Below are 13,070 nucleotides of genomic sequence, written 5' to 3'. Positions count from 1 at the left end.
TTAGATCTCTTTAGGAGAAATTCAGGCTTGGGGTGTGATTTAAAGAGTTTGAGTGGTGCGAGCATTCCTATATGCAATAACACTATCATCACAATCACCCCTCAAAACGAAGTTTTGCACAGCCAGCCAACAAAGCGCATATCGCATGTCAGCCAGCCATTAATTAATGACTAGGAAATGGCTTTATGTACGAAAAAAAGAGCTTGGCTGACAATAGAAGACACCTCTTACGGGTTTCAAATCGAGGGTGGGCAGTTTGTTTATCGATACCGCTTACTGTTCGCGCAAGCCAGTCCAATTTAGCAAAATCAACTGTAACGAATGACTCGATCTCCGGACATTTAGTCGCCGAGTACTCCGTTGTTTTGAGCTTCGATGAAACTGTTGCGCTAAAACCTGGTTATGCCCGTAAGAAATCCAGTCACTGTAGCGGCGCTGAATCGCTAAGCGCTGGCGTTCGCTGTCAAATCGTGAATACATCACGTAGTGGATTTACCCATTGAGTAAGCCTGTTATTTTTAGGGCGACAATCGATCGATTGGTCAAGATAACAACTTATTAAAGGGATGGGCCTATTTTCTAGATTTTAGATTTTATTTTTATTAATAAGAATCATTATTACTAGCATTATTACTATTATTAACAGAATAAAAATAAAGAGGTTTACGATGATACCTGTAGAAAAATGGACTCAGGAAATAAACACATTATTTATTTCGAACCGTGTGCAGTTACGCCGGGCTGCCTACAAAATCCTGGGTGATTGGGAGCGTTCAGACGATATAGTGCAGGATGCTTATATCAAGATAATTGAAATGACAGCGGCTCAGGATATCAGGCAGCCGTTGGCTTATATGTTCCAGATCGTCCGTAATTTGGCTATTGATCATTATCGGCGAATGGTGTTCGAGACAGAACTGTTTGGAATAGACGAAGAAGGACTGCATGTTCCGGCCCTGGCAGACCTGCCTGAAACGCATGCGATCAATCGCCAGCATATTGCGCTGGTTATCCAGGTGCTGGCTAAACTCCCTGAACGCACCAAACGGGTTTTTGAGCTTTACCGGATAGATGGGTATACCCATCGGATGATAGCCGATGAATTAAATATTTCCACTTCCTTAGCAAATATCCTTATTCGCGAAACAACGAATCATTGTAGAAATGCGCTCCAATCCTGTTCTGCAGTGCCGCAATAATTGTTTTTTATTTCGCTTTTGATGATCGTTCCGAATTGGATCAATTTCGCTCGCTAATACTTTAATTCTTTCAATTCATTAGGAATTTATGGTGTTTGCAAAAAGCTTCTGGTTATTTTTTGTATTCTTCATAGGCCGATTCGTCTAGTTTGAATAAGAAGCATTCTTTTTAATAAGTATTAAAAAACTATTTATTCGTAAATCTGAGGTATGTGCTATGACAAGCTGTTTTGATCGCGAAGAGGGTGTGTTTCGTGTTTTGGTCAATCATGAAGAACAATACTCTGTTTGGCCGGAATGGAAAGCGATTCCGGGTGGCTGGCAAGATACCGGCGTGCTGGGCGACAAAAAGACCTGTCTGGATCATATTGAGAAAGTCTGGACAGATATGCGGCCGCTCAGCCTGCGGCGTTTCATGGATAACCGCATCTAGTGCAGCGTATTAATGTTGAAACCATTAACGCTTTTCTGTTTGCCGTGTGCAGGCGCAAGTGCAACGATGTATCTACGCTGGCGACGGTTACTGCCTTCCTGGATAACGGTGCAACCCGTTGAATTGCCGGGCCGTGGCAGTCGAATGGATGAGCTGCCGGAAGAAAACTATGCAGTGCTGACCGAAAGGCTGTGCGATGAGCTTGCAGCCACAATGCCTGAACACTACGCCTTTTTTGGCCACAGCATGGGAGCTTTGCTTGCTTATGGGATCACCCATGGTCTGGCTGCTCGAACATTGCCGCTACCCGCTGCATTATTCGTGTCGGGTTGTGCAGCACCGAATCGCCAGGATAGCGAGCGTTACGTCAGGATACAGGGGCAGGCTGCATTGATCGCAGATTTACGCAAACAGGGTGGTACTCCGGAAGAAGTGTTCGATAACCCGGAACTGCTGGCGATGACGCTGGATTTATTGAGGATGGATTACCGTGTTTGCGGGAGCTTCCGGCATGTGCCGTTATCGCCTCTGCCCATTCCCATCCATGTTTTTGGCGGGCATGCGGATCAGATCGAAGCGGAGAAGCTGAATGATTGGCGGCTGGCAAGTACCCAGGCGTTTACCCTGGACTGGTTCGATGGGGGTCATTTTTTTCTTCGGCAGTCTGAAGAAGCATTTCTCCTCGCGTTAATAAAACGCTTGGCGGAAAGTTTAATCGAAGTGCCACATGAAGCGTTTGCCACTGCCTGAGACTATTCCTGCTGGCATCGAAGTCTGGTTGCTCGAGTTCGATTTCGATTCGACCTGGCTTGCTGATGACTGGGCGATGCTGAGCGCTGACGAGCAGGCTCGTGCGCAACGCTTTCATCGCCAGCAGGATCGGGTGCGTGCTATAGCGACGCGGGCGGCGCTGCGCCGTTTGCTGGCGGAACGGGTGGTGTTGCCGCCAAATGAGCTGCACTTTGTAACAGGCGCCTTTGGTAAACCTCATTTACAAGCGCATCCAGGCATCGAGTTCAATGTTTCCCATGCAGGGAGTTTTGCGTTGATTGCACTTTCCACCCAGGGGGAGATTGGGATCGATATTGAGCAGCGTCAACGGGATGTCGCCTATTTGGATGCGCATGTGCTTTCTTCGGTAGAACATGCAGAGGGAATCTGGTCAAGCCAGAATTTTATCGAGCTCTGGGTAGTGAAGGAATCGGTACTGAAAGCACTGGGATGGGGGATTGCTGAATACCTGCAAGCCATTACCGTACGGCCAAATCATGACGGCAGCTACTGCATTATCCATGATCAAGGCGAATGGGCCGGAGTCGACGCCTGGTCGATTGGCGTACCTCTGCACTACGCGGCGGCATTGGCGTTGACCCATCAGGGTAAATCGCGAGTGCACGAATGCAGCGCCAGTCTTTCCTATGCTGATTAGTCGCAAAAACAATGAAGTGCCAAATACAGGTTTGGGTCGCAAAATTTTTTCCGGTAAAGCACGAATTTATTTTTAGGTGTAAATCATGAATACAAGACTGATTCCCTCTCGCAGTTATCCTGACAACATCGTTAGCCATCTGCAAAGGTTGGCACGGGAACGACCAGCGGACCCTGCGCTGATTGTCGTGAGTGCAGCCGGTGACGAGCTTGTTGACAAGCAATTAGATTATGCTTCGCTCGATCTGCACGTCAGGGTCGTTGCCGCTGTTTTGCAAGATCGTTTCATGCGGGGTGAACGGGCGTTATTGCTGATGGATAACGATGAGCATTACGTGATCGGTTTTCTTGCCTGCCTTTATGCAGGCATGATCGCTGTCCCTGCTTTTCCACCAGAGTCCATCCGGGAACAGCATCTGGCAAGATTGCTCGCGATTGCTGCGGATGCCAAGGCGAGGTGCATTGTCACGGCCAGCCAGTTTTTGCCGCTGATCAATGATGCAGCGATCGCTCAGTTAGCTGGCGCTGATATCCTGACTGTCGATACCCTAACTCAAAGTAGTGAGCAAAATAAGGTGCCCGCATGGCATGCGCGCCTGCCGGAGAAAGATGAGATCGCTTTCCTGCAATATACCTCGGGATCAACTTCCACGCCCAAAGGAGTCATGGTCAGTCACCACAATTTGATGATCAATGCGCGGGTATTTGAAGAAGGCATGTCGATTGATTCAGATGATATCTTCGTGAGTTGGTTGCCGCTTTACCATGATATGGGCCTGATTGGCGGTCTGTTGCAGCCTCTTCATCGCGGTGTTCCCGTGGTCCTGATGACGCCTGGTTTTTTTGTCGAAAGGCCGGTTCGCTGGCTGGAAGTCATTTCGCGCTACCGCGCTACAGTCAGTGGCGCTCCCAATTTCGCTTTCCAGCTATGCGTCGAGCGCGTAAGAAACGCACAATTACAGGAGCTCGATTTATCGAGCTGGCGCGTTGCGTTCTCGGGCGCCGAGCCGGTGCGCAGAGACACAATGTGGGCTTTCATCGAACGTTTTAGCTCAGTCGGTTTCTCTGCTGGGACGATTTACCCGTGTTATGGTTTGGCTGAGGCGACGTTATTTGTGACTGGCGGCGTGCGTGGAGAGGGGATGAAAGCCCATGACTTTTCTACCGAGAAGCTGGCGCAAGGCAAAGCCGAGGTAGCAGCGTCTGGGACATCCCTAGTGGCATGCGGTTTTCCCGCATCTCATCATTCGATAGCCATCGTTGATCCAGAGAAGTTGATTCCCTTGGCGGATGGCAATGTCGGTGAAATCTGGACAGATGGAGCCAGTCTCGCGTGTGGTTACTGGCAACGCCCGCAGGAGACGGCAGAAACCTTCGTGACCTATGAAGGCAAGCGCTGGTTACGTACCGGAGATCTGGGTTTTATTCACGCCGGGCAATTGTATATTGTGGGGCGGCGTAAAGATCTCATCATTATCCGTGGGCAGAATATTTATCCACAGGATATTGAACTGGTGATCGAAGAAGAAGTGGAAGCGGTGCGTAAAGGCCGGATTGCCGCATTTTCAGTGGAAACCAGAGATGGTGAAGGAATCGGTATTGCCGTTGAGGTATCGCGCAATATGCAGAAACTCGTTTCTGCCGAAACCCTTGTGAACGTATTAAATGAGACGGTCAGTATCAGTTGCCAAGAACCGTTGTCTGTAGTGGTGCTCCTGAATCCGGGGGCCTTGCCTAAAACCTCGAGTGGAAAACTGCAACGCGCGGCCTGCCGTCAGGGATGGCGTGAACGTACGCTGGATGCCTATGCCATCTACGAATTTGGCGGTTTCGTAATCGGTGGTAGCACTCAACCACCGCAAGCATTGACTGATGAAACGGAGATGGTGTTGGCAGCCATCTGGCAATCTGTGTTAAATCACACCGAGCTGGGGCGTGAAGATCATTTTTTTGCCATGGGTGGCAACTCACTCGCTACGGCTCAGGTTGCGGCACGTATCTCAGATCATTGGCAGATCAATTTCTCTCCGCGCAGCCTGTTTCAGCATCCCCGGCTGCATGCGTGCGCAGCGGAAATTAAGCATCTTTTATCAGCTGGCTGTTCCCCGCTGGCAGCTGATTCTCGCATAGTGCCTGTTCAACACGGAGTCAATTCAATCCCGTTGTCTTACGGACAGCAGCGGCTGTGGTTTCTTTGGCAGCTCGATCCCGCCAATACTGCCTATCATATTCAATATGCATTACGGCTGGCAGGATTGCTCGATGTCCAGGCATTGCATGCGAGCTTTCATGGTTTGATCGAGCGACATGAGTCATTACGCACGATTTTCTGTATCGGCACGGATGGATCGGTTGAGCAGGTGATTCAACCGCTGCCTCAGTTTGCGATGACGCAGATCGATTTAGGTGAGGTGGCTGCTTCAGAGCGGACGGCGCGGGCAGCAGCAGAAGCGCAGCGTATGGTCTCGATACCCTTTGATCTCACGCAAGGTCCGCTATTGAGAGTAGCGCTGGTGCGGATGACGGAGAACGAGAGCATCTTGATTATCGTCATGCACCATATCATCTCTGATGGCGCTTCCATGCAGATCATGATTGATGAATTGGCCGCCCGTTATCAGGCTCATCTACGGGGAGAAACCGCTTCCCTCAATAACTTGCCTATCCAGTATGCGGATTACACTTTATGGCAGCAAAAGTGGCTGCAGGCAGGGGAAAAAGAAAGGCAACTGGCTTACTGGCAAGATTACTTGGGCAGCGAACATCCGATTCTGACGCTCCCTACTGATCGCCCCCGGCAACCGCTTACCAGTTATCAGGCGGCACGACACCGCTTTGACTTACCCACCGCTGTTTTAAGCAAATTACGCAAGCTCATCCAGGATCGTGGCGCCACCCTCTTCATGGCATTATCAACCGCCTTTCAGGCATTGTTGTTCCGGCATACAGGCCAGTACGATATCCGTGTGGGCGTGCCGATAGCGAATCGCAATCGAGTAGAAACGGCTGGTCTGATCGGTTTCTTCGTCAATACGCAAGTATTGCGTGGTCAATTACATGGCCGGATGACCTTGGCTGAGCTTTTGGAGCAAGTGCGGGAAGCGGCGATTGAGGCGCAAGCTCATCAAGATTTGCCGTTTGAACAACTGGTTGAAGCACTGCATCCTCAGCGGGATGTGCGCCATAGTCCGCTGTTCCAAGTGACCATTAATCATTTGGTGAGAGATGACCAGGCACTGCAGAAAATTTCTGGACTTGCGATCACAGACTATCCTCTCCCTGAGCAGTCAGCCCAATTTGAACTGATATTGGAAACAGTCGAATCACCGGATGGGCGCATACGAGCTAGTTTCATCTACGCTGCTGATCTTTTTGATTCTTCCCTGATGGCGCGACTGGGACGTCATTATGTGTCTATCCTGCGCGCACTGGCGGAAAACCCGGAAGGAGCGATAGGGGACATTAACCTGTTAAATCAGGAGGAGGTATTACAGCTCAGAAACTGGGGTGTGGCGGTGCCACCTGCATCCGCTGCTCAGTTTGTGCACCAGCTCATAGAACAGCAGGTAGAGAGATGCCCTCAACTAGCCGCGGTCATCTCGGGTCATATTGAGTTGAGTTACGCAGAGCTCAATCGCAGGGCAAACCGGTTGGCGCATCGGCTTATCAGTCTTGGCGTTAAACCAGAAATTAAGGTTGGGATTGTAGTGGAGCGATCTATTGAAATGATCATGGGTCTGTTAGCGATCTTGAAGGCAGGCGGAGCTTACGTACCGCTTGATCCGGGGTATCCGGGAGAACGCCTGAGTTACATGCTGGAAGACAGCGGCATTCAGTTGCTGTTGACACAAACTCATATCAGATCGCGTATTCCGCAGAGGGAAGGACTGACAATTCTGGAATTCGAAGCGCTGGATCTAAGTACAGGAATAGAGACTAACCCGGTGGTGAGATTGCATGGGGATCATCTTGCCTATGTCATCTATACCTCTGGATCAACTGGCCGCCCCAAGGGCGTTTCAGTTGCGCATGGTCCGCTGGCCATGCATTTGACTGCGATTAAAAAGGTTTACGACGTTCGGCCCGGGGATCGGGAGTTGATGTTTTTCTCCATGAATTTTGATGCAGCGGTGGAGCAGTGGACTACTCCCCTGATTGAGGGGGCGGCGATTGTCTTGTCTTCCGCAAATGATCTGGCAGGGAAGGGCTTTGTCGATTTGATCGAAAAGCACCAGGTAACAACGTTACATCTTCCCCCCGCTTATTTGCGCATGTTGCTGCCGTTGCTGGACAATAAAGCGCTTTCAGTGCGCTTGTGCATCGCAGGAGGAGAAGCCTGGTATGCCACAGACGTTGCAGCTACCCAGGCTACCTTCCAGAACGTCCGGCTGGTAAACGCCTATGGCCCGACTGAAACCGTGATAACGCCTACAGCCTGGATTAGTCATGCTTCTGAAGAACATGCGCTAACATCTGTTGATGGAGATTATGCGCCGATCGGACAACCCGTGGGCGCACGTAGTTTGTATGTGCTGGATACCGAGCTCAATCTCGTGCCTCCGGGTACCACAGGAGAGCTTTATGTAGGAGGAGAGGGGCTGGCGCGGGGGTATCTTGATCGTCCTGCATTGACCAGCGAGCGTTTTATTCCTGACCCCTTTGCGCAAAGGGGAGGCCGCCTCTACCGGACCGGGGATTTAGTCCGCTGGCGAAGTGATGGGCAGCTTGAATATCTCGGCCGGGTTGATCATCAGATCAAGATTCGCGGTTTTCGCGTTGAACTGGGTGAGATTGAGTCGCAGCTGCTAGCTCAGGCAGGAGTGCGTGAAGCGGTAGTGGTGGCGCAAGAGGGACGAAATGGCCTGCGTCTGATCGCTTATGTAGCCGCCCATGCTGGAATGCTGCTCAATGCATCGTTGTTAAAAACAGCATTGGGTGCTGTTCTGCCTGATTACATGATTCCCAGTTTATTCATTTTTCTGGATACGTTACCGCTCAACCCTAATGGCAAGATAGACCGCCAGGCGCTTCCTTCCCCAGAGCAATTCGATCAACCGGATTATGAGCCGCCTGTTAATGCGATCGAGGTCATGGTTTCGGAAATCTGGGCCGAAACGTTGGGCGTTCCCAGAGTTGGACTGTACAACAATTTCTTCGATCTGGGAGGTCATTCACTGCTGTTGATCAAGATTCAACACCGGTTGCAAGAACGCTTAAATACGCCCATTTCCATCGTTGATCTCTTTAAATATCCCACTGTGGCGAGTCTGGTGAAATTTCTCAGTCAGGGAAGCGCCGATCACGTGTCTTTGCAGCGCCACCAGCAGCGAGCCCAGCGGCAGCGAGGCGCTTTTATTCAACGTACCCAAAAAGCAGAAAGGATACACTGATGAACAATATAGAAGAATCGCCAGAACGCGCAGACATTGATATTGCCATCATTGGTATGGCGTGCCGCTTTCCCGGTGCGAATGATATTGGAGCTTTCTGGCGCAATATCCGGGATGGAGTGGAGTCGATTACTTTCTTTACCGATGAGGAATTGCTGGCGCGCGGCGTCCCTGCGGACGTATTGAATGATCCGCTCTACATCAAAGCAGGTGCTCACCTGGAAAATGTCGATCACTTCGACGCGGCTTTTTTTGGCTATACCCCGCGGGAGGCGGCGGAGACGGATCCGCAGCATCGGCTTTTCCTTGAAGTCGCCTGGCAGGCCCTGGAAGATGCCGGTTATGATGCATCAATCTATCCTGATCTCATCGGGGTATACGCGGGTTGCGGTGTGGATACCTATCTACTGCTAAATCTGCTGTCCAGTGGACGCATGTCGGACAGGCAGGATATTTCCTCCCTGCAGGGGCTAATGAACGGCAACAATAAGGATTCTATGACGACGACTGTCGCGTATAAGCTTAATCTGCGCGGTCCCGGCATTACCGTTCAGACGGCCTGTTCCACCTCGCTGGCAGCGACCCATGTGGCTTGCCGCGGCCTGCTCAATCATGAGGCCGATATGGCGCTTGCCGGGGGCGCCTGGATCAACCTGTTGCATGAGGGAGGATACCACTATCAGCCCGGTGCCATTCTTTCTCCTGATGGTCATTGCCGTGCTTTTGATGCCAAGGCTGCTGGCACGGTGATAGGAAGTGGCGTGGGCATTGTGGTCTTAAAGCGGCTGGCCGATGCGCTGGCCGATGGCGATACCATTCATGCCGTGATTAAAGGTTCAGCTATCAATAATGATGGTTCAGCCAAGGCCGGGTACACCGCGCCCAGCATAGAAGGGCAGGCGGAAGTCATCCTGGCTGCTCAGGCCATTGCAGGCATATCTGCCGATACCATCAGCTATATTGAAGCGCATGGGACCGGTACGACGCTAGGTGATCCGATCGAAGTTACGGCTTTGACGCAGGCTTTCCGGGAAAGTACCGAGCGACGGGGATTTTGTGGTATTGGCTCAGTCAAGACCAACGTCGGTCATCTCGATGCGGCTGCTGGGGTAGCGGGTCTGATTAAGACGGCACTCTCATTGAAACACCGGATGCTGCCGCCGAGTTTAAATTTTGAGCAACCCAATCCGCAGATCGATTTTGCATCGAGCCCTTTTTACGTCAATACGATCAGTAAGGTTTGGCCGAGTGGCCCGACGCCACGGCGTGCCGGGGTCAGTTCATTTGGGATTGGTGGAACCAATGTTCACGTGGTCCTCGAAGAAGCGCCGCCAATTCATCCCTCCGGCCCTTCACGCGATTGGCAAATGCTCACCTTGTCAGCGCGCAGTCATCATGCGCTTGAGGTGATGCTGACTCGATTGAGGGAGCATCTGATGGCGCATCCTGAGGTACCATTGGCCGATGTCGCCTATACCCTCCAGATCGGAAGAAAAGGCTTTGCTCACCGGACGATCGCGTTATGCCGCGACCATGATGATGCAGTGGGTCTGTTAAAAAACCGGGACACGGAGCGGTTTCTAACGCAGCAAGTGATAGTCGAAAATCGCCCGGTCGCATTTCTTTTCCCAGGACAAGGGGCTCAGTATGTTGATATGGCGCGGGATCTGTATCAAAGTGAACCCGTTTTTCGCCAGGAATGTGATCGTTGTTTCAAGCTGTTAGAACCCTATCTTGATTTTGAGTTATTGACCGTCTTGTACCCTGGTTCAGATGAAGCTGACAAAGTTGCAGCAGCAGCACGGCTGGCGCAAACGGAGGTGACGCAACCCGCGCTTTTCGTGATTGAATATGCCTTGGCGCAACTGTGGAAGTCATGGGGTATCCAACCCACAGCAATGATTGGCCATAGCGTTGGCGAATACGTGGCTGCCTGCCTGGCAGAAGTCTTCTCCCTGGAGGATGCGTTGCGCCTGGTCGCGATGCGCGGGCGTTTGCTCCAGCAGATGGAAACGGGCGCCATGTTGGCTGTGATGCTATCCGAAACGGAGCTCACGCCTTATCTGATTGCAAATTGCGATTTGGCAGCCATCAACGGACCTGAGCTTTGTGTATTATCCGGCCCGGCTGCAGTCATTGAAGCTGTCGAGCAAAGTCTCACGAATAAGGGAATAGTAAGTCGGCGGCTGCATGTTTCCCATGCCTTTCATTCTGCCATGGTGGAGCCCATGCTCGCTGGTTTTGTTGAGAAGATTGCTCAAATTGAGTTGCGTCAACCAAAAATTCCGTTTATCTCCAATCTGAGTGGTAGCTGGATTACACCGTGCGAGGCCACCGACGCGAGTTACTGGGGGCGGCACCTGCGGGGAACTGTGCGTTTCAGCGATGGGTTACATAAACTGCTGAGTAACCCGGCGCAAATTCTTCTGGAAGTGGGGCCAGGGGAAACCCTGATCACGCTGGCGCAACGGCATCCTCAGGCAAAACCTGAGCAGCTCCTGCTCTCATCTTTACCGCATCCCAGCAAGGGCCATCTGGCTCAGAGACATTTATCGCTTAGCCTCAGCAAGCTTTGGTTGAGCGGGTTGACAATCAACTGGCGGAATTTTTATGCAAATGAGCACCGCCACCGCGTTTCATTACCGACGTATCCATTCGAGCATCAGCCCTACTGGGTGCAGCCGGCAGGGCAAAACCTTGAAGTGCCCAATAATAACGCCGGCATACAGCAGCGCAACAGGGAGGTCCGATCAGAAGCTTGCCCGCTGGATAGCTGGTTTTATGCGCCATCATGGCGGCGCGACGAGGGTACGGCGCTTAATGACATCTTGACCAAGCAAATCGGCTCTCTGCTGATTTTCAGGGATAAGCACCCTCTCGGGATAGAACTCACTGCCCATTTGCTCATGCATGGCATCGAGCCTATCGTGATCGTCGCGGGTACCCGGTTTCGACGGCAGGATAAAAATCACTATACCATTCGCCCTGGAGAGCGGCTTGATTATGATCATCTGTTGCGCAGCATTCGCGATGATGGCAAAACCATCGGCCATGTCCTCCATTTCTGGAGCATGACCACGGTTAACCAAAACCGCGCTCAAAGTGAAAGCCAGCTGAGGAATTTCTTTAGTCTGTTCTATCTCGCCCAGGCGTTGGAGTGGACTAAAGCGCTTATTCCTGCCGGGGAAAAGATAGCCATCACGGTCATCACCAGTCAGTTGACGGATGTGACCGGCAATGAGCAACTGCATCCCGAGAAAGCGCTTCTACTGGGACCATGCAGAGTGATTCCTCAGGAATATTCCTATCTCGGTTGCCGTATCATTGACGTCGAATTCCAGCCCACAGAGAGTAGCGCCAGATCACGGCTGATCAAACAGATTCTTGCCGAGATCCAAACCGATTCCCTTGCATCCATTGTCGCCTATCGGGGCCCGCATCGCTGGGTTCAAACCTTTGAGCCTATCCAGTTAGCTAAACCTGTCAGCACTTCTCTTAAACAAGGGGGGGTTTATCTGATCACCGGTGGATTAGGCGGCATCGGCTTGACGCTGGCCGAATATCTCGCCCAGACCCGGCAGGCAAAACTGGTGTTATTAGGGCGTTCTCCTCTTCCGTCACGGGAATGCTGGCCAGAAGTGCTGTCAACCAGCAGTCAGGAAGACGCCACCCGGCACAAAATTGAAAAAATCATGCATCTGGAAGCACTGGGCGCCAATGTGCTGGTAGTGAGTGCGGATGTGGCCAATCAGGCTGACTTGAAGGCAGCTGTGACCCGGGCACGCCGCCATTATGGCGCGATTGACGGCGTGATTCACGCTGCAGGTGAAGTCAGCAGCGGTTTGATTTCAGCGAAAACGGAAGAAACGATGACCCGGATATTCGCCCCTAAAGTGCAGGGAATGCGTGCCCTGCGAGCTGTATTTAAGGATAAGCCGCTGGATTTCATGATTTTATGCTCTTCGCTCGCGACGATTGCAGGCGGTCTCAGCAAAATCGATTATTGTGCTGCCAATGCGTATCTTGATGCCGTCGCGCACGCCGCCTATCGTGCATCTCCATTTCCTGTCATTTCGATTAATTGGGATAGCTGGCGTGAAGTCGGTATGGCCGCAAATATGGCGATGCCGGATGGCGTGGGAATCGCTCCTAAAGAAGGGGCAGCGGTTTTCGAACGCATCGTGAGCAGTCAAAGAAGGGCGCAGGTAATCGTTTCTACGCTTGACCTGCACACGCGGCTCAGCCAGACCCAGGAAGAGCTGGTTACCCAGCCCTTTGCATTCGCTCCCGCAGTCAGGACAGGGAGATTCCCAAGACCTGCATTACAGACCCTGTTCAGGTCTCCCGAAAGTGAATTGGAGAAGCATATCGCAGAGGTTTGGCAGAGTCTCTTGGGAATGGAGAGCATCGGCATGGATGACAATTTATTTGAATTGGGAGGAGATTCCTTGCTGGGCATACAGCTGCTGTCCAGGGTGCGGGCAAGTTTTGCTGTCGACTTGCATCCGGTAGACTTCTTCAGATCACCCACCATCGCCGGTCTGGCGGCATTAGTTGAGACAAAGCTACTGGATGAAGCCGAGTGTTCCTAATTGTGCCGATGGGTTTTGCGTGAGCGAT

6 protein-coding genes are annotated in these 13,070 nt (G+C 51.7%); all 6 read left to right on the top strand.

Going from position 1 to position 13,070, the window contains the following annotated elements; translation table 11 throughout:
• The first annotated feature begins 668 nt into the window (after positions 1-668).
• The gene (locus BLP80_RS05920) at positions 669-1,199 is read left to right on the top strand and encodes a sigma-70 family RNA polymerase sigma factor (RefSeq protein ID WP_090541241.1); all 531 of its coding nucleotides are present in this window, start codon (positions 669-671) and stop codon (positions 1,197-1,199) included.
• Positions 1,200-1,416: 217 nt separating this feature from the next.
• Positions 1,417-1,632, top strand: coding sequence for an MbtH family protein (locus BLP80_RS05915; protein ID WP_090541238.1), 216 nt, complete (start codon positions 1,417-1,419; stop codon positions 1,630-1,632).
• 12 nt (positions 1,633-1,644) lie between these two features.
• Entirely contained in the window at positions 1,645-2,382 is a 738-nt protein-coding gene (locus tag BLP80_RS05910; protein WP_090541235.1) for a thioesterase II family protein, read from the top strand.
• Positions 2,360-3,061 carry a 4'-phosphopantetheinyl transferase family protein gene (locus BLP80_RS05905; protein WP_090541232.1) on the top strand — a complete coding sequence of 234 codons (702 nt, stop codon included), beginning with the start codon at positions 2,360-2,362 and terminating at the stop codon, positions 3,059-3,061. The genes BLP80_RS05910 and BLP80_RS05905 overlap by 23 nt, the downstream gene beginning before the upstream one ends.
• Before the next feature lie 85 nt (positions 3,062-3,146).
• Positions 3,147-8,450: a non-ribosomal peptide synthetase gene (locus BLP80_RS05900; RefSeq protein ID WP_090541229.1), complete on the top strand. Its 5,304-nt coding sequence runs from the start codon at positions 3,147-3,149 to the stop codon at positions 8,448-8,450.
• Entirely contained in the window at positions 8,450-13,042 is a 4,593-nt protein-coding gene (locus tag BLP80_RS05895) for a type I polyketide synthase (RefSeq protein ID WP_090541226.1), read from the top strand. The genes BLP80_RS05900 and BLP80_RS05895 overlap by 1 nt, the downstream gene beginning before the upstream one ends.
• The last annotated feature ends 28 nt before the right edge of the window (positions 13,043-13,070 follow it).

It is taken from the genome of Nitrosomonas sp. Nm132 (assembly GCF_900100485.1).
Classification (GTDB): Bacteria; Pseudomonadota; Gammaproteobacteria; order Burkholderiales; family Nitrosomonadaceae; genus Nitrosomonas.
Note: the sequence above shows the minus strand (reverse complement) of the source record. Positions and strands in the feature narration are given on the sequence as shown.